Consider the following 19,675-nt stretch of genomic DNA (forward strand, 5'->3'; position numbering starts at 1 on the left):
TGAAACTGCAACCTGTGCTTGATTTCCTCCGTAGTTTCTGAAAAATAATCAAATTGAGTTTTTCGCTCCTCGCGATCGGGGTCTGCGGCGGCCTGTTGCGATCGTCCGCGACGAACCCTTCTCGCGCGAGAGTTGTCACAAGGCAGAAAAAAAAGTCGAGCTCGACGATGCTAGTTTCGTTTTGAATCGATAAGGCCGATCATGTCGCAAAATGTTTCAGAAAAAGCCCCGCCGGCAGTCGAAGACCTTTCCCGGGACGAAAACGTCATTTCCGAGACGCCAACCTCACAGGGACATCACACGGTGACGCGCGCCGATCTCGCAGACGCCGTGCATCGCCGCATCGGTCTCTCGCGCGCCGAGTCCGGCGAGTTCGTCGAAGCTGTGCTGTCCGAGATTTTCAACGCCATCGTCTCCGGCGATGATGTGAAGCTCTCCTCCTTCGGCTCCTTTCATATTCGCTCCAAAGGCGAGCGCGTCGGACGCAATCCCAAGACAGGCGCCTCGGCGCCGATCACCGCGCGCCGCGTCGTGATGTTCAAAGCGTCCAATGTGCTGCGAGGACGCATCAACGGACATCACGAGACAGAGGATTAGCGCTTTCCGATCGAGCGGCGCCGTTCGATCGGAATTTGCGTCCCCGGATCGTTTCGCTTGCCGAAGCCTCGATCCGCGACGTAGAAGCGCGCCATGAGCGAGCGAGCCAGAGACTCTGCGCAGACGTTCGGACGAGCGTCCATGCCCACCGCCGTCTGGGCGCTGGGCGTCACCTCGCTGTTCATGGATTTCTCCTCCGAGATGATCCATGCGCTGCTGCCGGTCTATCTCGCCGGAACGCTCGGCGTCGCCATCGCCGAAATCGGCTGGATCGAAGGCGCGGCGGAAGCGACGGCGCTCGCCGTGAAGGTGGTCTCGGGCCGCATCTCGGACATGATCGGCCGGCGCAAAGGGCTGGCGCTGTTCGGCTACGGCCTCGCCGCGGCGACCAAGCCGATCTTTCCGCTCGCCGGCGGCGCGGCGGAGGTGATCGCCGCGCGCGTGCTCGACCGTGTGGGCAAAGGATTGCGCGGCGCGCCGCGCGATGCGCTGATCGCCGACGTCACAACGCCAGAGCAGCGCGGGGCCGCCTATGGCCTGCGCCAGACGCTCGATACGGTTGGCGCGGTCATCGGCCCGCTGGCGGCGATCGGCCTGATGCTGGCGACGCATGACGACACGCGCTTCGTCTTTTGGATCGCCTGCCTGCCGGCGCTGATCTGCGTGCTGGTTCTCGCAGTCTTCGTTCACGAGCCGGAGGAGACACGCCCGCCCGCTACGGGCCGCAAGGCGCTGCTCGCCGGATTTTCTGATTTGCCGCGCGCCTTTTGGCTCCTGCTCTCCTTCGGCGCCCTGCTCGCCGCGGCGCGAGTGGGCGAAGCGTTTCTCGTGCTGCGGGCGACGGGCGCCGGCTTGCGCATCGCCTTCGCGCCGCTGACGCTGGTCGCAATGTCCTTCGTCGCCATGCTCGCCGCCTATCCGGCCGGCAAGCTCGTCGATCGCTGGAGCGAGCGCCGGCTGCTCATCGCCGCGAGCGTGACGCTGGCGATCTCCGAGGCCGTGCTCGCGGCGTCGCAGGACCTCGCTTTCATCTTTGTCGGGATCGCGCTCTGGGGCCTACATATAGCGCTGGCGCAAGTGGCCTTCTCGGCTCTGGTCGCCCGCGCCGCGCCGGCGCATTTGCGCGCCACCGGCTTCGGCGTTTTTGGCCTCGCCAACGCCGTGGCGGTGATCGCCGGCAATGTCGCCTTCGGCGCGCTGGCCGAGGCGAGCGGCCAAGGCTTCGCCTATGGCTGCGCCGCCATCGCCGCGCTGGCGCCGCTGGCGCTTCTGCCGGCCATGTCGGGAGAGGACGAAGCGCGCCATGGCTAAAGCACGCCAGAGCTTCGTCTGCCAGAGCTGCGGGGCGGTGACGAACCGCTGGCAGGGCCGCTGCGAATCCTGCAACGAGTGGAACACGATCGTCGAGGAGAATGGCGGCGCCGGCGGCGGCTTCGGTCCGACGGCGCGCGTCGGGCGCGGCCGGCCTTTCGCGCTCGAGGCGCTGGCCGGCGACGCAAGCCCTGCCCCGCGCATCGCCACGGGCATAGAAGAATTCGACCGCGTGACCGGCGGCGGCTTCGTGCCCGGCTCGGTGGCGCTGCTCGGCGGCGAGCCGGGCATCGGCAAATCGACGCTGCTGATCCAGGCCTGCGCGGCCCTCGCGCGGCGGGGCGAGCGCGTCATCTACATTTCCGGCGAGGAGGCTGCGGCGCAGGTGCGGCTGCGCGCCGAGCGGCTCGGCCTTTCCGACGCCCCGGTCGAGCTCGCCGGCGCCACGCAGGTCGAGGATATTCTCGCCACCTGTTCCGCCGGCAAGCGCGCGGCGCTGATCGTCATCGATTCGATTCAGACCATGCATACGGAGGCGGCCGATTCGGCGCCCGGCACGGTGACGCAAGTGCGCGCCAGCGCCCAGGCGCTGCTGCGCCACGCCAAGCTCAGCGGCTCCACCGTGATTCTCGTCGGCCATGTCACCAAGGACGGCCAGGTCGCCGGCCCGCGCGTCGTCGAGCATATGGTCGACGCTGTGCTCTCCTTCGAGGGCGACAGCGCGCATCACTTCCGCATGCTGCGCGCCTCCAAGAACCGATTCGGCGCGACCGGTGAGATCGGCGTCTTCGAGATGACCGGCGCCGGCCTCGCCGAGGTCGCCAACCCCTCCGCCCTGTTTCTCGCCGGCCGCGACGCCGCTGCGCCGGGCGCCGCCGTGCTCGCCGGCATGGAGGGCCAGCGCCCCATGCTGGTGGAGATTCAGGCCCTGGTCGCGCCCACCTCGCTCGGCACGCCGCGCCGCGCCGTCGTCGGCTTCGATTCGAATCGGCTTTCGATGATACTCGCCGTGCTGGAAGCCCATGCCGGGCTGAAGCTCGGCATGCATGATGTCTATCTCAATGTCGCTGGCGGCCTGCGCGCCGATGAGCCGGCCGCCGATCTCGCCGCCGCAGCGGCGCTCGTCTCCTCGCTGACCGGCGCCACTCTGCCCGCCGAGCTGCTGTTTTTCGGCGAGATCGCGCTCTCCGGCGCGGTGCGGCCGGTCATTCACGCCGGCGCACGGCTGAAGGAGGCCGGCAAGCTCGGCTTTCGCCGCGCCGTGCTGCCGCAGGCGCAGCAGACGAGCGAAGACGACAAAGCGTCGGGTGTCGCTTTGTCGCATTGCGGCCATGTCGCCGCGCTGGTCGCCGACATTGCGAAAGATTCGGTCGGCGCGCGCGAGCGTGGACGTCCGCAGCGGCAGAGCTGACGCCGCCGGAAGGCTTTTTCGCGCGCCTGAACGACCGGCGCGGCTGCGCGAACCTCTTTCCACTCCACTCAGAATACGTAGTCACGGCCCTGACAAATAGGTGTTTTTACTTGTCTCCCTCAACAAACATCACAGGAATGACGACGTAGACGCAGAATAATCGGTGCAGCGCCCGGCGGGGATGGTTGCAGAAAATTAACCACGCGCAATAATGATTTCATTCAGCGAATCACGCGTTTTTCAAGTTTCCACGAGGCCGACCAATGCAATCTCGGGAATTTGCGGAGACGAGCAGAGAAATCGCCCGCTGGAGTGAACCATTAGTCGCGGATCGAATATTCAGTGTCTACGAGGCCTGGTTTCGAGGACGTCGACAGATGTGGGACGCTCTGGGACGGCAGCATTGCCGCATGTGGCGCAGCCTGCTCGAGGGCGAGCCGCTCATGGCGCGCGACGCCCGCAACGATCTCGTTCTGCTCGCGCGCCGCGCCAATATAGAAGAGCGCTCGCTCGAGGCCATAGACGAGACGGTGATGGACGAGCTCTTCCGCGTTATCTTGCGCCGCTGGCAGGGCCGCGACGAGGCCCGCCTGCACGGCATGGCGCTGATGATCGCCGCCTCCACCCTGGGAGAGATTCGCCGCGCCGCCTGAGCGCCCATGCGGCAGCCCCGCTTCCTCCGCACGCCGCCTGCGCCGCGCCTCTCGCGGCCATGCCGCCCGCGCGCGCTTCTCGCAAATGCCGCAATCGCGGGGTTTGTAGCGCCTGTTCGCGCGCGCTTGTGGACAAACAGCGCCGCCCGCGCCGGGACGTGACGAATTTGGGCCGCTCCCTTATACTCTGCGCCGAGATTCCGACGGCGATGACGAACGCGCCGGCCTCGAGCTTCAGCTGCGCCTTTCGGAGCGCGGCCCGAGCGCCGAGCGCGACCCAAGGGATTCACGTTAGAGCGCCCGACCGCGCTCTAGAGCAGACGAAACACGAGAGGCCTTGCACATGCCGTCCTATCTCGATCTCGCCGTCACCATAGTGGTGCTGGTCTCGGGCCTGCTCGCGCTGCTGCGCGGCTTCACGCGCGAGGTGCTGGCCATTTTGTCCTGGGTGGCGGCCGCAGCGGCGGCCTACTACTTGCATCCGTTGCTCGTGCCTTATGTGAAACCCTATGTGCCGAAGGATAATATCGCCCTGCTGGCGGCGGCGGCGGTCGTGTTCTTCGCAACGCTGGTGGTCGTGTCCTTGTTCACCGTGAAGCTCTCGGACGTCATTCTCGACTCCAAGATCGGCGCGCTGGACCGCACGCTGGGCTTCCTCTTCGGCGCGGCGCGCGGCTTGCTGCTCGCCGTGGTGGCCTTCCTGTTCTATGCTTGGCTGGTGCCGGACGCGAGCCAGCCGGAGTGGATCAAGAACGCCCGCACCAAGCCGGTGCTGCAGGCCTCCGGCGACAAGCTGCGGGAATATCTGCCCGACGACATCGAGGGGTTGGTCGCCAAGATCAAGACGAAGAAGGGCGTCGGCGCGGAAGAGCCGCCGGCCGAGTCCGACGGCGACGCCGGCAAGAGCGACGCCGAGACTGCGCCCGAAAAGCGCGGCGATCTTACAAATCATCCGTCCGTCGCCACATATGGCGCGAACGAGCAACAGAAACTGGACGCCCTCGTCTCCGGGCGAAAAGCACGCTGAGCGTGGGCGAGTGGGCGAGACGCCCGAGGAGAGAAGCGAATGAGCGGTTCGGACTTGGACGGCGGCGGCGGGCGTCCTTCCATGTCGGACGATGATCTCGACGGCGACCGGCTCCGCGAATATTGCGGGGTCTTCGGCATATTCGATCATCCCGAGGCGACGGTTCTGACCGCGCTCGGACTGCATGCGCTGCAGCATCGCGGACAGGAGGCGGCGGGCATCGTCGCCTTCGATGGCAAGCGCTTCAACTCGGAGCGCCGCCTCGGCCTCGTCGGCGATCATTTCTCGCATGAGAGCACGATCAAGCGCCTGCCAGGCAATTCGGCGATCGGCCATGTCCGCTACGCCACGACCGGCGAGACGATCCTGCGCAATGTGCAGCCGCTGTTCGCCGAGCTCAACACGGGCGGCTTCGCCATCGGCCACAATGGCAATCTCACCAACGCCCATACGCTGCGCCGCGATCTGATCGAGGAAGGCGCGATCTTCCAATCGACCTCCGACACAGAGGTGATTCTCCATCTCGTGGCGCGCAGCCGCAAGACGCGGCTGGTCGAGCGTTTCATCGAGGCGCTGCGCTCCATAGAGGGCGCCTATGCGCTGGTGGTGCTGTCCAACAAGAAGCTGATCGGCGCGCGCGATCCGCTCGGCATTCGCCCGCTCGTCATCGGCGAGCTGGACGGCAAATATATTCTCGCCTCGGAGACCTGCGCGCTGGACATCATCGGCGCGCGCTTCGTCCGCGACGTCGAGAATGGCGAGGTCGTCATCATCTCGGAGGAAGGGCTGGAGAGCGTCAAGCCTTTCCCGCCGCAGGCGATGCGTCCCTGCATCTTCGAATACATTTATTTCGCGCGTCCCGATTCCATCGTCCACGGCCGGCCCGTCTATGAGGTGCGCAAGGCTATGGGCGCGGAGCTCGCCCGCGAGCGGAGGATCGAGGCGGATGTCGTCGTGCCCGTGCCGGATTCCGGCGTGCCGGCGGCGCTCGGCTATGCGCGCGAGTCGGGCATTCCCTTCGAGCTCGGCATCATCCGCAATCATTATGTCGGCCGCACATTCATTCAGCCGACGCAGACCGTGCGCGAGATCGGCGTGCGCCTGAAGCACAGCGCCAATCGCTCCGTCGTCTCCGGCAAGCGCGTGATCCTGATCGACGATTCGATCGTGCGCGGCACCACCTCGGTGAAGATCGTGCAGATGATGCGCGACGCCGGCGCGCGTGAGGTGCATTTCCTCATCTCCTCGCCGCCGATCACCAATCCCGATTATTACGGGATCGACACGCCGCAGAAGGAGAAGCTGCTCGCCGCGACGCATACGCTCGAGGAGATGCGGCAATATATCGGCTCGGACAGCCTGGCCTTTCTGTCGATCAACGGCATCTACCGCGCCATGGGCGAGGAGAAGCGCGATCCCGTGCGGCCGCAATTCACCGACCATTGCTTCACGGGCGACTATCCGACGACGCTCACCGATGTGACGGAGGAGCGCGTGAGGACGCAGCTGTCGCTGCTGGCGGAGGCGAGCTGAGCGCATAGATTGCCGGAATTGCGCTGGCGACGAGCGCGCGGCTCGTCACGCGCGATTTCGCGGATCTCGACTCAGAGATGACGAATCCTCGGAGCGAATGCGCGCCTGCGGCGGCGCAAATCGCCGCCCCCGAAATTCGGGGGCGGCGCAGCCGATTATTCACCAGCTGTATTTCAGCCCGCCCTTGCCGCCATAGCTGCGCGTCAGATCCGAAAACTCGCCCTGGAAATCCACGAAGAGCGCGAGCCGATCTTCGAGATAGAGCTGCGCGCCGGCCTTGATCTGCGCGAGATTATAGGCCTCCCGCGGACCGAAGACGGAAAAGCTCGCCCCCGGCAGCGCGACCAGCGTATTGGTCATGCGTCGCTGCGGGAAGAACTCATGCACCCAAGCGACGCTGCCCGTGGGCGTGACGCGCCAGCCATTGTCGAGGCGGAAGCTGTCGGAGAAACGCAGGCCGAGGAAGGTCGGCAGCGAGGTCGTCGATTGGCCTCTATTCGTCAGCGCCAGCGGGCTCGCCGGATTGAGGCCCTTCTCGGTGAAGGCGTCGGATTCGTAGAAGGCGACCTCCGCCGCGGCGAAGGGCGTCAGCTTCATGCGGCCTATGTCATAGCCATGGCCGATCTCGCCACGCGTGCGATATTCGCGCGAGGAGAAATCCGCCGTGAGCTTGTCATAGGGCAGGAAGCCGAAGCCGCCGGCCGTGCGCGTCGTCGAATTCTGGAAGACGCTGAAAGTCTCGCTCAATTCGACATAGGAACGGCCGAAGAGACGGCTCGTATAGACGCCGCCGTGGAAAGCGGTGATCTCGCCGCTGCTCTGCTGCGACGCGACGGAGAAGTTCGATGAGCTGCCGCCCGCCGCGACGCCGATGAGCCAATCGGGATCGATCTGATAATCGAGGCCGATGATTCCGCCATAATAATTGGCCTTGGCGGAAGGCGCGCCGAGGCCGGCGTCCGCCGAGGTGTCCACCGCGCCGCCGAAGAAGGAGCCCCAGGCGCGCCAGGTGCGGGTGAAGGCCGGCGGGCTCTTCACGACGATGGGGCCTTTGCGCGATTCGAGCTTCGTATAGTTGAGCGCGCCGGCGACGCTCTCGCGCGAGGTGATTCCGGTGACGTCGCTCATCTCGCCGGAGCGCCAGAAGGCGGCCTGATCGGCGATCGCCGAGCTCGCCAGCGCGCCGACATGGATCGCGGTCGATTGCGCGCCCGCGAGGCCGGCGCCGCTCAGCGTGTCGAAGCTCGCTTGCGCGCCCTGCGCCGTCTGCAGATAGAGCGTGTTGAACAGGCTCGCGCCCGCTGCGCCATAGGGGCCAATGCTCGCCGCCGTCAGCGCATTGGCCACGGCGCGCTGATTGGCGCTCGCCGCCACCGCGCCGAAGGCGAGATCATTGCGGTTCAAGCTCAGATAGACATTATTCGCGTCATAGCCGAGCCGCGGCGTCAGAAAGGCGAGATTGGTTCCGACGCTCGAGAAGCTCCCCGACACGCCGCCCTGGGCGTTGAGGATGGTGTAGGACGTGCTCGGCAGATAGAGGCCAGAGCCGGCGAGAACATTCACCGAGCCGTTGAGCGCGGCCGTCCCCGTGACATTGGTCCGATCCGCGAGCAGAGGCGTCGCGCGCACCGAATAGATCGAGCCCGGCTGGAAGGCGAGAGCGCCTTTGACGGTCAGCGTCCCGATCGTGTCCACAGCGCCGGGCGCGAGCGTTCCGCCCGCATTCACCGTCACATTGCCGACCGTGCCGGCGCCGGCCAGCGTGCCGCCCGCATTCACCGTGCTTGCCGAGACGATAGAGCCGGCGACTTCCAGCGTGCCGCCATTGACGATGGTCGGACCCGTGTAAGTGTCCGATCCGGTGAGCGTCAGACGGCCGGTTCCATTCAATGTGAGGCCGCCCACGCCGGAAATGTCGTTGTTCCAGGAATCGCTCGCATTGAAGCCGCCGAGCGCCGCATTCATCGTCACGGAGACCTGCGAGCCGAAGGAGCCATAGCCATCTGCGGCGGCGAAAAGATTGAGCCGCGCATAGCCCGAGCCGTCGTCGAGCGGCTGGCCGGAGGCGAGCTCCGTCGTCGCCAGCACGTCGCGCAGCTGCGCAGAGGTGAGATAAGGAAAGCGGCTGGCGATCAGCACTTCCGCGCCGACGGGCACGACCGGCGCGAGATTGGTGGCGCCGACCGGCGAGAGGCCATAGGTCAGCCAATAGGTGAAATTGGCCTTGTCGGTCGAAATGCTGCTGAAGCGATCCGTCGCCGATGTCGTCGCGCAAGCGGCGACGCCGCCCGAGCATGTGCTCAGCAGCGCGCGAAGATCGCTCTGCGCCGCAGAGAACAGCGCGGGAAAATTGCTGGTCGTGGTGATGGTCCCGCCGAGCAGGCCCGGCACGGTCCGATTGGCGTAATCGGAATTGCCGTTCAATATCTGCACCAGATCATAATAGGTCTGGATGCGCGCGCCGATCACGTCGAGCGGATAATGCGCGCCGAGCACGATGCGGCTGTTGCCGAATTCGGCGCCGCGCGTGATGAGCTGCTGATAGCGCTCGGGAACCATGATTGCGAGCAGAAGGCTGGAGGTGAAGCCATAGGTGGAGTGGCCACTCGGGAAGGAGGCGTTGCTCTTCAGCGTCGGAATGATCGCGGTGGCGGAATTGGTCGAGACGCCGAAATAGTCATTGGCGACGAAGGTCTGAATCTGCGTCGGCGCCACCTGCGCCGGACGGCTGTCGCCCACGGTGTTGGCGTTGGCGGGCAGCGGATTATAGGCCTTGTCATAGACATTGAACTGGCCGCCGGCCGGCAGCGAGACGCCGACCGCCTGATGCGCCGGATTGCCATCCGTGCTGCCATTGGCGAAATAATTCTTGGTGAAGGCCGAGTCGCCCGCCGTGATCAGCGTGTTGATCTGGGTGAAGAGGCTGGAGAAATTCGTCGACAGGCTCGTCGCGGTGAAATTGGCCGCGACGGAGTCCTTGGTCGCGAAAACGGCGAAAAGCTTGGAGCCGAGGCCGTCCGCCACCGACATGCCATTCTGCATGGAGCCGACGAGCGAGGCGATCGTATTGTCGGAAATCGCCTGCGCCCGCACTGCCGCGGAAGAATTATTGTTGATGCTGATCGCGGTGGCGAGATTTTGATTCAGAACAGTGACGCCCGCCGGCGTGTTGCCGAGAAGGCTGAAGCCGGAGAGCAGATTGGCATTGGCGATATTGGTCGCCGATTGCGCCATGGCGGCATTAGGCGCAATGCCGAAGGCGCCGGCGAAGGCCGCCGAGGCCAAGAGACGTCGTTTCATTTTTGCGGCTCTCCTCATGAACTTAGCTGGAACTTTGCTGTTCGCTTGCCCCTATTGCTCCTTCGTGTATGCCTGATGACATCGCGGCCGAGACAACGCGGCCCCGCTCTTGCTTCGCACGCGATCGGAAAGGCCCTCGATGACGCCCGAAGCAGACGACAAACGCCTCTACGCCCCCGCCGCCGCGCGCAATCGCGGACCGATCCTCGACGTGCTGCGCGAGGAGCTGCCGGCGGAAGGGCTCGTGCTGGAGATCGCCAGTGGCACGGGCGAGCATTCCGCGCATTTCGCGGCGCATCTGCCGGGCCTCGTGTTTCAGCCCACGGACCGCGACGAAAGAGCGCGGGAGAGCGTCGCCGCCTGGGTCGCAGCGATGGGGCTTCCCAATCTCCGCGCGCCGCTCGCGCTGGATGCGACTCAGCAGCCTTGGCCGGTCACGCAGGCGGATGCGATCGTCTGCATCAACATGATCCATATCTCGCCTTGGGCGTCGACGGAGAGCCTCTTCGCCACGGCGGCGGCGATGCTGCCGGAGGGCGCGCCTGTCTGCCTCTACGGCCCCTATAAGCGCGGCGGCGCCCATACCGCGCCCAGCAATGAGGAGTTCGACGCCAGCCTGCGCGCCAACAATCCCGCCTGGGGCGTGCGCGACATAGAGACGGTGATCGCCTGCGCGCAGAAAAACGGGTTTTCCGAGCCGCGCATCGTGGAGATGCCGGCCAATAATCTGACCCTCGTGTTTCGCCTGCTCCGTGCTAGATAGGCGCTCATGACAGCGCCCGCCCGCGAGCCGATGACGATAGCGGACTTCCTCGCCTGGTCGGAACGGCATGAGGAAGGCCGTTATGAGCTCGTCGATGGCGAGATCGTCCCCATGCCGCGCGAGCCGTCGGAGCATGTGGCGGCCAAGGGCAAGATCTGGCGCGTGATCGCCGAGGCTCTGGCCCGCGCCGGCGCGCCTTGCGAGGCCTATGTCGGCGGCCTGGGCGTCGCGGTGGATGCGCATAATGTCTATGAGCCCGACATTCTGGTGAATTGCGGCGCTCCCGTCGCCACGGAAGACATGCTGGCCCCTGCCCCCGTCGTCGTCGTCACTGTTCTCGGCCCCTCCTCCGACACGAACGACGAGAGCGTGAAGCGGGAGGGCTATTTCCGTGTGGCGAGCCTCGCCCATTATCTCATCGTCGATCTCGCCCGCCGCGCCGTGACGCATTGCCGCCGTGACGGCGCGGCGGCAATGCGGGAAGAGACCGTGACCGAAGGGTCGATCCGGCTCGACCCGCCGGGCCTCGACCTCGCGCTGAAGGATATTTTCGCATGACTCTGGAAGGCCGCGTCGCCCTCGTCACCGGCGCCTCGCGCGGCATAGGCCGCGCGCTCGCCGTCGCTCTCGCGCGCGAGGGCGCGCATGTCGTCGCGCTGGCGCGCGGGCAAGGCGCGCTGGAATTCCTCTATGACGAGATCGTCGGCTTCGGCGGCCAGGCCACGATCGTCCCGCTCGACGTCACCGAATTCGACAATCTCGACCGGCTCGGCGCCTGCATTCACGAGCGCTGGAAGAAGCTCGACATTCTGGTCGGCAACGCCGGCCTGCTCGGCCCGGTGACGCCGCTTCCGCATGTCGATCCGCCGCAATGGAGCCGTCTCTTCGACGTGAATGTCACCGCCAATTGGCGGCTCATTCGCGCGATGGATGTTCTCTTGCGCTCGTCCGATGCGGGACGCGCGGTGTTCGTCACCTCCGGCGCGGCGCATCGCATCAAGCCCTATTGGGGGCCTTACGCCGTCACCAAAGCGGCGCTGAACGCGCTCGGCCGCACTTACGCCGCCGAGACGCAGAACACCTCACAAGTGAAGGTGATGCTGGCCAACCCCGGCCCGCTGCGCACGCAGATGCGCGCCGCCGCAATGCCGGGCGAAGATCCGATGACGCTGCGCACGCCCGAGGAATTGGCGCCCAAGCTCGTCGCTCTGTGCCGCCCGGATTGGACCGAGACAGGCAAGCTCTACGACTTTCCGACCGACAGCATCATCGATTTCGCGTGAGCGCCCGAAAGGCGCCCACGCCACTCCGCCTCACCCTCAGCGGTGATGGTGATGATGATGGTGGTGGTGATGATGGCGGTGGCAGAAATGGCCGTGATGGCGGCCGTGGCGACCGACCGGCTCCGGCGCGTAGCGCAGGCTGAGATGGCCGACGCCAGCCGAGAGAATGAGACCCGTATTCGCCTCGACCGAAATCGGCTGCAGCGTCACAGTGTCATTGGAGCCGCCGACGAGAACCGAGCCGCCGCCGCCGACGCCGAGCGCGAAAGAGCCATGCGCGCCGACATAATCGCCGGCGAGAGCGCCCGGACCCGAGGCGCCGCTCGCCGCCACCACGCCCCAAGCGAGCTCGCCCGGACCGCCGACGCCGATCACCGCGCCAACATTGGTGACGCTGCCGACATAATGGACCGGCGGCGCGCCGCTCTCATCCTCGAAAAGACAATCGACCGTGCGCTCCTCGACGACGATGGCGACCTTGTCGCCGGAGAGCTTGCACTCCAGCACGCCGGCGCGGCCATGCGCCGAGGCGGAAACCGGCGCGAGCGTCGCCAACAGAGCCGCGACGCCGACCGGCGCGGCCGCCAAACGAAACAGAGACTTGAGATAAGCCGTCATAGTCACCTCCCCTTTGTCGCCGCGCCCCCCGCCCTCTGCGGGAAAACATGCGCGGCGCTTTCGAAAGCCCGTCTTGTGCTTCGCCGTCACATAAGGACAGAGAAGGCCCTCTGAAAGTGCGTCCCCGCACAGGGCCGCGCTCGCCCTTGCAGCGCGGGCTTTTTCATCCGATCTTAGCGGCCGGGGCGGGAGCGATCGGAGAGGAAAAACAAGCGTGTCGCAGGCACTTCCCGTCGTGATCGAGCGGCCGATGACGGAGGCCGACCGCGCCGCTCTGCAAGCGGCGGTCGAAATTCTGGAGCGCGAGAGCTTCGCCGAGCGGCTCACCGCGCTGGCCGGACGGCAGATCGGCTTCGCCGGCCGCATCATTCCGACGGCGCTGCAGGAAGTGGCCGCGAGCGCGACCCGCCGCGGCATCAAATCGGCCCTACGCGTCGCGATCTCGAGCCTCGATCCCGCCGCCCCGGCGCGCGACGCCTCGCGGCTGCATCTGCGCCTCGCCGCGGCGAGCGGCGCGATCGGCGGCGCCATCGGCCTCGCCAGCCTGCCGATCGAGCTGCCGGTCTCCACCGTGATCATGCTGCGCTCGATCGCCGACATCGCCCGCAGCGAGGGCGAGAACCTCGCCGATCCAGAATCGACGATCGCCTGCCTGCAGGTCTTCGCGCTCGGCGGCCATGCGGAGGAAGGCAATATCCTAGAGGGCGGCTATCTCGCCATTCGCGGCCTGCTCGCCAAAACGGTGAGCGACGCCGCGCATTATGTCGCCGCGACCGCGGTCGCCGACGAGACGGCGCCGGTGCTGGCGCGGCTCATCGCGCAAATTTCGACGCGCTTCGGCGTCGTCGTCTCGCAAAAGGCCGCGGCGCAAGCGGCGCCCATACTCGGCGCTCTCGGCGGCGCGGCGGTCAATATCGCCTTCACACGGCATTTCCAATCACTGGCGCGCGGCCATTTCACCGTGCGGCGATTGGAGCGCGCGTATGGCCGCGAAATCGTCTTCGGCGAATATGCGCGAATGGCCGGACGCGCGGCGTCCGCTTGATCGGCGAGTAGCGAATAGCGAGTAGAGCTTCTTACTATTCGCTATTCGCTATTCGCTACTTCGCCACCTCGACCGGATGCAGCGCGCGCCAGAGATTTTCCACCTGGCTCAACGTGCCGATATTGGCCTCGTTCTCCTCGAGCAAAATAGCGTCGGCTTCTTCCGCGCTGGCGCGCAGCTCGGCGAGATCGGCCGGCCGCCGCTCGCCATTGCCGGTCTCGCCGGGCGCGGTGTGATAGCGGACGAGATCGAAGTCATCATTGGCGAGCCGCATGGAGAACCAATAATCGATCTGCGGCGGACAAGGCGCCGCGGCGAGCGAGACGATGATCTCGCGCACGAAGCTGCCGCCGAGCGCGAGCAGCTTTGGCGCGCGCGCGCATTGCGCCTTCGCGTCGGGCGCGCGCAGAATGGTCGCGACGGGATAATGCGGATCCGGCCAGAGAAGATTGAGCAGATCGAGCAGATCGCGATCCGTTCCCAAAGCGACATTGTCGCGACGCCAGTCGAAATCGAAGCGGCCGAGGCCTGCGTCCGCGCCGATGAGTTGCGTCGCCTCGCGCGTCGCCAGCGCCGCGCCGAGCAGATTCCAATGCGTGCCGCCACGCGGGAAAAAGTCGATGTCGAAATCCTTTTTGCGCGCATCGAGCAGCGCCGACGAATCGACGAAGCGCAGCCCGCGCGCCTCTAGCGCCGCGCGATAGGGCGCGAGCTTGTCGATGGTTCCACGCGCCTGCGCAGGACATTTCATTCCGGCGGGAAAATATTGCGGATATTGCGAAGCCTTGGACGGCGAGATCACATAGGCGAAGCCTTTTCCGCGCGCATGGGCGGCGGCCTCGTTCTCGGCGACGCGCTGCGCCCAGCGCGTCAGCGTCGCCTCGCTCGGCGGCGCGCCGCGGCGGCAGAATTCGTCGATATAGAAACGCTCGAACAATTGCGCGTCGCGCCCGATGACGAGGCCCGGCGCCCCCGAGGCGCCGAACAGCGAATAGAGCAGCTGATTGCGCGCGCGCACGGCGAAGGGAAACACCGGCAGCGATTGCGCGAGATTGTCCGAGAAGCTCTTCTGCGTCTCGCCGGAGAGGATTTTCGCGAGCGAAACCTCCGTCGGCGCCGGCTTGGCGACGCCGGCGAGCGGATTTGCGCTGCGCAGCCGCAATTTCGGATAGTCGCGCTCGACCGCGTAATTCCAAAGGCTCGCGAGAAAGAAGAATAGGACGGCGCCGGCGGCGGCGTAGATGGGCGAGCGATGCAGAAGCGTGCGGCGCATCGTCAGAACCGGAAATAGATGAAGGGCTTGAACGGATCGGCGAGCCCCTTGCCAACGGCGCAGACAAAGAGCAGCGCGAGAAAAGCGTTGAGCGCAAAGGCGTGACGCTGCGCCAGCAGGCTCGAGGAGAGCCTGTCGCCGAAGGAGAGATAGAGCCGCTGCGAAACACAGATCGCCGCCGCCATGGCGAGCACGACGAAATGATAGGCGGGAATAGCGATCGGCTCGGCGCCGCCCGCGAAAGGCCGCGCCATTGCGAGGTAGAAGGCGCCCGCCTGCTCGAGGGAAGAAGCGCGAAACACGGTCCAGCCGATCGTCACCACGACGAAAGTCAGAAGATTGGCGAGGAAGACCGGGCGGCGCTTCAGCCAATCGAGCAGGAACAGCCGATCGAGCACCAGGAAGAGACCGTTATAGGCGCCCCAGGCGACATAGGTCCAAGCCGCGCCGTGCCACAGGCCCGAGGCGAGGAAGCAGAGCCAGAGATTGACCTGCGTGCGCGTTTCGCCGCGCCGATTGCCGCCGAGCGGAATGTAGAGATAGTCGCGAATCCAGGAGGTGAGCGACATGTGCCATCGGCGCCAGAATTCGCTGACGCTCGCCGCCACATAGGGCATTTCGAAATTCTCCTGCAGCCGAAAGCCGAACATGCGCGCGAGGCCGATCGCCATGTCGGAATAGCCGGAGAAATCGAAATAGATCTGGAAGGTGAAGAACAGCACGCCAGCCCATGCGTCGAGAAAGCCGATGCGCGACGCGTCTTGCGAGAAGACGAGATCGGCGCCGCCGGCGAGCGTGTCGGCGATGAGCAGCTTCTTGCCGACGCCGAGCATGAAGCGCGAGAAGCCCTCAGTGAAATCCTCGCTCGTCGCATGGCGGAATCGCGCCAATTGCTCGGCGATATCGTGATATTTCACGATCGGCCCGGCGAGGAGCTTCGGAAAGAAGAACACATAGAAAGCGTAGAGCGAGAGGCTCTGCGCCGGTTTGGTCACGCCGCGATGCACGTCGACGAGAAAGGTGATCTTCTCGAAGACGATGAAGGAGACGCCGATCGGCAGAGCGACCGACGCGAAGGCGAGCCCCGGCATGGTGAGCGCGCGTAAGATCACGTCGAGATTGGCGACGAGAAAGCCCGCATATTTGAAATAGACGAGCAGGCCGAGATTGGCGGAGACGCCGAGCGCGAGCCAGAGCTTGCGCGATTTCTGCTCGGGCGGAAGCGCTGCTATGCGGCGCGCGATGAAGACATCGGCGAAAGCGGAGCCGAGCACGACGAAGACGAAGAGCGGCTCGCTCCACGCGTAGAAGAAAAGGCTCGCCGCGAGCAGAATGGCGAGGCGCGCGCCGCGATTGCCGCCGACGAGCAGATAGAGGCCATAGACCGCGGGAGCGAAGAGAAACAGGAACAGCGGTTCGTAAAAGAGCATCCTCTCGTCCGCGGCCCTTTCCCTCGATGACGACTGCGTCTTAGCAGAGTGGCGGGGCGCGAACAATCCATCGCGCCAATGCCGAGCTCACGCTCGCTTCGTGACTTAAGCCACATCGGCGTCGCGCCCCCTCCTCCTAGGATCGAAACGGCTCGGCGAGATCGGCCGAGGATTTCGAAGGAGAGGACCATGCCGCGGGGGATTGCCGACGTCGTTTCAGAACATTCGCTCACCAACAAGGGTCTGGCGACGATGATGCACATCGTCTTCGCAATGTGGCAGTCCGGCTACGAGCCCGAAGATTATAAGACGCTGCTCGACCGGCAGGATCGCGAGATGCAGAGCCGCCTGCGGCGCGCCATTGCCGGCGGCCTCGTGGAGCTGAATGCGGCGATCGAGCTATTGGACGGCGCGGAAGGGCTGGTCGCCCTATTCGCCAAGCATTCCTCCGGCACGATCTACAGCGCTCTGCTGAATGATCTGCAGCAGGAAAAGGCGAAGCGAGAACAGGCGGCGGTGACGATACAGCGCGCCTTCCGCAGCCACCAGGTCGCGCAGCGCCAGCAGAGCCTCGGCGTCAGCGGGGTCATGGCTTGCACGGCGCGGCAGATTCCGATCGCCGAGCTGACCGCCGTCGAGAAGCAGCTCGTGGGAATCCTGCAGCAGCTGCATCAGGAGGCGAATGAGGCCGTGACAAATGCGGCCGACAAGAAAATCGGCGAGAGAAGCCGCGCCGCGAAGGCTGCGGTGAGAGCGGAAAAGGACGTCGAAACCTATTTCAAAACGCTCGAGCAGCGCGTCCAGCGCCGCATCCTCGAGAAAAATGCCGTCGCCCTGTTTCCGGCGGCGCTGCCGCAGACGAAAACTCATCAGATCGCCCTTTTCAACGCCGCGCATGCGGAGCCGTTCAACGCATCGAGCTTCCTCCTCGCAGTCGACAGCTTCTTCTCCTATCGAACGACCGGCGTCGATGCGCTCGCCTGCAAGGCCTATGCGGATCATTGGCTCGCTATGCTGCCGAAATGGAAGATGTTGGAAGACACCGCCAAGCGCAAAGCCTATGCGAAGCTCTGGTGCTGCGAGGCCCACAAAGCGGCGAAGCTCGTCAAGATTCCCTCCGCCCATTTGGACGTGCTGTTCAAGCAGACGACTATTCCGGCTTCCACGATTTTGACGGCCTGCGAGCCGTTCTGGGAAAATCTGCACCGGCTCAAGGTCGAGAAAATCATCGGCATCGTCTCGAGGTGCCAATCGAACGGCGTCGGCGTTGCGCCGCTGCAGGTCTTTCAGTTCATGGCGGATCATTGGAGCGAGAGCGAGCTTCCGAAATTCATCGCCCGCAACAGCGAGTTCGCCGTTTGGGCCGTCAAATATCAGACGAGCTGGCCCTGGACGTTTCTGAAAAAGTTCAAATTCGAGACTCTATCGACCGCCAATGATGGCAAGCAGTTTCCCAATGGATTTCATCCGCGCTTCAGGACCTACGCCCTCCACCACTTTATGACGCGCCACACCTACGCTTGTTTCGACCCGAAAAAATACAAGGAGGCGCCGCTCGCCGAGCGCACTGGGTTCTTCGACGAGGGAGCCACGCTACAAAGTGTCGGCCTGCTGTTGCAGAACGTCATCGGAACCGTCGATGTCGGCAGTCAGCCCGGCGGACGACGCTACATAAACTTAAATCAAGAGCGCTATTGCTTCGGTTACAGCGGCGCGCATGTGAACCAATTCTACCGATGCACCGAAGGCGAAACGACTTGGACGAGAGAGCAGCTGCTCCAGCTCTGCAGCATTCTCGATCCGCCGGCGGAGATGGCGGTGAGCATCGGCTGAGCGGTCTCGACAGGCGCGAGCGGTCACGCGCGGCTGGCGCTTCGCCCGCGGGGCGCTATCTGGCTCCGCGACGCTCGCCCACCGGAGGCCGGGATGGATCTCGACTATCTCGTCTCGGCCTTTGTGACGCTGCTCGTCGTCGTCGAGCCGCTCGGCCTCGCGCCCGTCTTCGTCGCCGCGACCTCCGGCCTCGAAGCGCGGACCAAACGCGCAATCGCCTTTCGCGCCAGTGTTTATGCGCTCGCGATTCTGGCGGGCTCGGCGCTGATCGGCCAGCGGCTGCTCGGGGCCATGGGCATTTCCATTCCGGCCTTCCGCATCGCCGGCGGATTTCTTTTGTTTTCGATCGCCTCCGAAATGGTCTTCGGCGTGCGCATACAGCGCGACTCCAAGGCGGCGGAAAAAGCGCTCGCCGAGCATGTGCACAATATCGCCGCCTATCCGCTGGCCATTCCGCTGATGGCCGGCCCCGGCGCGATCACCGCGACCGTGCTGCTGGCCAGCGACGCGCATGGCAGCGTGACGCTGATCGCGACGCTGATCGCGGTCATCGCCGCCATAATGGCGATTTGCCTAGTCTTCTGCCTGATCGCGGGAGAGGTGGCGCAATTCTTCGGCACGGCGGCCAATGTCGTGCTCACGCGCTTGCTGGGCGTGCTGCTCGCCGCCCTCGCCGTGCAATTCGTCGCCGATGGCGTGCGGGCGTTTCTGCAAGGGTGAACGGCGACGCGATCTCTCGGGATCGCGTCGCCGTGTCGCGTCAATGGTGGACGTTCGCCCAGATCTTGCGCTTGGTGAAATACACCAGGAAGGACAGGACGATCAGGAAGCCGACCACCTTCAGGCCGATCGACTTGCGCTCCTCGAGATGCGGCTCGGCGGCCCACATCAGGAAAGCGCTGACATCCTTCGCATATTGGGCCGTCGTCTGCGGCGTTCCATCGTCATAGGTAACGACGCCGTCCGAGAGTGGCGGCGGCATGCCGGTGCGGCGGCCGGGCATGTAGAGGTTGTAATATTGGCCGGGCGCCAGCTCGACGCCCTGCGGCGCATCCACATAGCCGGTGAGCAGAGCGACGATATAATCGACGCCATGCTCCTGATAGGAGAAGCCGGGCAAAGCGTCGGCGAGGAACAGCGGGAAGCCGCGCGAATAGCCGCGCGCCTTGGCGAGAACCGACATGTCCGGCGGATAGGCGCCGTTGAGCGCCGCCCGCGCCGCCTGCTCATTGGGGAAAGGCGGCGGGACGCGGTCGCTGAGCCGGCCGGGGCGCTCGTAATAATCGCCGGCGTCGTTGGGGCCGTCCTTGATCTTATAGCTCTCGGCCAGCGCCTTGGCCTCCGCCTCGGAGATCTCCGGCCCGCCCTTCTCGGCGAAATTGCGGAAGGCGAGGCGCGAGATCGAGTGGCAGCTCGAGCAGACCTCCCTATAGACCTTGTAGCCGCGGCGCAGCTGCGCATTTTCGTAATGGCCGAAGGCGCCGGCGAAGCTCCATTCCTGCCGCGGCGGCTTGGGCTGCGAATGCGCGCCGCCCTCCTCGGCCAGAGCGGCGCCCGCCGCGCCGGCGAGGGCCGCCGCCATGATGATCGATTTCATG

General features: G+C 65.3%; 17 protein-coding genes. 12 read left to right on the forward strand and 5 right to left on the reverse strand.

Going from position 1 to position 19,675, the window contains the following annotated elements; translation table 11 throughout:
• Positions 1–201 precede the first annotated feature (201 nt).
• The 6 genes from METLW3_RS0114565 (at position 202) to purF (ending at position 6,532) form a co-directional block, all read left to right on the forward strand.
• Positions 202–597, forward strand: a complete 396-nt coding sequence (locus METLW3_RS0114565; protein ID WP_024880623.1) for an integration host factor subunit alpha — start codon at positions 202–204, stop codon at positions 595–597.
• A 141-nt stretch (positions 598–738) separates the two neighbouring features.
• Complete coding sequence (locus tag METLW3_RS0114575) at positions 739–1,908, forward strand: MFS transporter (protein ID WP_024880624.1); 1,170 nt, start codon at positions 739–741, stop codon at positions 1,906–1,908.
• Positions 1,901–3,319 (forward strand): DNA repair protein RadA, encoded by a 1,419-nt coding sequence (radA, locus tag METLW3_RS0114580; protein ID WP_024880625.1) that lies wholly within the window; start codon positions 1,901–1,903, stop codon positions 3,317–3,319. Before METLW3_RS0114575 ends, radA begins: the two co-directional genes overlap by 8 nt.
• A gap of 377 nt (positions 3,320–3,696) precedes the next feature.
• Positions 3,697–3,972 (forward strand): hypothetical protein, encoded by a 276-nt coding sequence (locus tag METLW3_RS0114585; protein WP_024880626.1) that lies wholly within the window; start codon positions 3,697–3,699, stop codon positions 3,970–3,972.
• Positions 3,973–4,315: 343 nt separating this feature from the next.
• Positions 4,316–4,999, forward strand: a complete 684-nt coding sequence (locus METLW3_RS0114590; protein WP_024880627.1) for a CvpA family protein — start codon at positions 4,316–4,318, stop codon at positions 4,997–4,999.
• 39 nt (positions 5,000–5,038) lie between these two features.
• Positions 5,039–6,532 carry an amidophosphoribosyltransferase gene (gene purF / locus METLW3_RS0114595; RefSeq protein WP_024880628.1) on the forward strand — a complete coding sequence of 498 codons (1,494 nt, stop codon included), beginning with the start codon at positions 5,039–5,041 and terminating at the stop codon, positions 6,530–6,532.
• 159 nt (positions 6,533–6,691) lie between these two features.
• Here purF and METLW3_RS26910 read toward each other — a convergent pair whose 3' ends face one another.
• Complete coding sequence (locus METLW3_RS26910) at positions 6,692–9,832, reverse strand: autotransporter domain-containing protein (protein WP_024880629.1); 3,141 nt, start codon at positions 9,830–9,832, stop codon at positions 6,692–6,694.
• Between the two features lie 139 nt (positions 9,833–9,971).
• On the opposite strand from METLW3_RS26910, the gene METLW3_RS0114605 reads away from it, so the two are divergent.
• The 3 genes from METLW3_RS0114605 to METLW3_RS0114615 are packed head-to-tail and all read left to right on the forward strand — an operon-like array spanning position 9,972 to position 11,878.
• Positions 9,972–10,595 carry a DUF938 domain-containing protein gene (locus tag METLW3_RS0114605; protein ID WP_024880630.1) on the forward strand — a complete coding sequence of 208 codons (624 nt, stop codon included), beginning with the start codon at positions 9,972–9,974 and terminating at the stop codon, positions 10,593–10,595.
• A gap of 6 nt (positions 10,596–10,601) precedes the next feature.
• Positions 10,602–11,153 carry a Uma2 family endonuclease gene (locus METLW3_RS0114610; RefSeq protein ID WP_024880631.1) on the forward strand — a complete coding sequence of 184 codons (552 nt, stop codon included), beginning with the start codon at positions 10,602–10,604 and terminating at the stop codon, positions 11,151–11,153.
• The gene (locus METLW3_RS0114615) at positions 11,150–11,878 is read left to right on the forward strand and encodes an SDR family NAD(P)-dependent oxidoreductase (protein ID WP_024880632.1); all 729 of its coding nucleotides are present in this window, start codon (positions 11,150–11,152) and stop codon (positions 11,876–11,878) included. The genes METLW3_RS0114610 and METLW3_RS0114615 overlap by 4 nt, the downstream gene beginning before the upstream one ends.
• A gap of 36 nt (positions 11,879–11,914) precedes the next feature.
• Here METLW3_RS0114615 and METLW3_RS0114620 read toward each other — a convergent pair whose 3' ends face one another.
• Entirely contained in the window at positions 11,915–12,496 is a 582-nt protein-coding gene (locus METLW3_RS0114620; RefSeq protein WP_024880633.1) for a DUF992 domain-containing protein, read from the reverse strand.
• Positions 12,497–12,746: 250 nt separating this feature from the next.
• On the opposite strand from METLW3_RS0114620, the gene METLW3_RS0114625 reads away from it, so the two are divergent.
• On the forward strand, positions 12,747–13,541 hold the full coding sequence (locus METLW3_RS0114625) for an EcsC family protein (RefSeq protein WP_051465529.1): 795 nt from the start codon (positions 12,747–12,749) through the stop codon (positions 13,539–13,541).
• A gap of 55 nt (positions 13,542–13,596) precedes the next feature.
• Here the strand turns inward: METLW3_RS0114625 and METLW3_RS0114630 are convergent, their stop codons facing one another.
• Positions 13,597–14,814 carry an alginate O-acetyltransferase gene (locus METLW3_RS0114630; RefSeq protein ID WP_024880635.1) on the reverse strand — a complete coding sequence of 406 codons (1,218 nt, stop codon included), beginning with the start codon at positions 14,812–14,814 and terminating at the stop codon, positions 13,597–13,599.
• A 2-nt stretch (positions 14,815–14,816) separates the two neighbouring features.
• Positions 14,817–16,244, reverse strand: coding sequence for an MBOAT family O-acyltransferase (locus METLW3_RS0114635; RefSeq protein WP_024880636.1), 1,428 nt, complete (start codon positions 16,242–16,244; stop codon positions 14,817–14,819).
• A 189-nt stretch (positions 16,245–16,433) separates the two neighbouring features.
• Here METLW3_RS0114635 and METLW3_RS0114640 point away from each other — a divergent pair, with 189 nt between their 5' ends.
• Both METLW3_RS0114640 and METLW3_RS0114645 read left to right on the forward strand, forming a co-directional pair.
• Positions 16,434–18,077, forward strand: coding sequence for a hypothetical protein (locus METLW3_RS0114640; RefSeq protein WP_024880637.1), 1,644 nt, complete (start codon positions 16,434–16,436; stop codon positions 18,075–18,077).
• A gap of 93 nt (positions 18,078–18,170) precedes the next feature.
• Positions 18,171–18,797: a MarC family protein gene (locus METLW3_RS0114645; protein ID WP_024880638.1), complete on the forward strand. Its 627-nt coding sequence runs from the start codon at positions 18,171–18,173 to the stop codon at positions 18,795–18,797.
• A gap of 40 nt (positions 18,798–18,837) precedes the next feature.
• Here METLW3_RS0114645 and METLW3_RS0114650 read toward each other — a convergent pair whose 3' ends face one another.
• Entirely contained in the window at positions 18,838–19,674 is an 837-nt protein-coding gene (locus METLW3_RS0114650) for a cytochrome c1 (RefSeq protein WP_245267350.1), read from the reverse strand.
• Position 19,675: the final 1 nt, after the last annotated feature.

The sequence above is a fragment of the Methylosinus sp. LW3 genome, from assembly GCF_000527115.1.
GTDB lineage: Bacteria > Pseudomonadota > Alphaproteobacteria > Rhizobiales > Beijerinckiaceae > Methylosinus.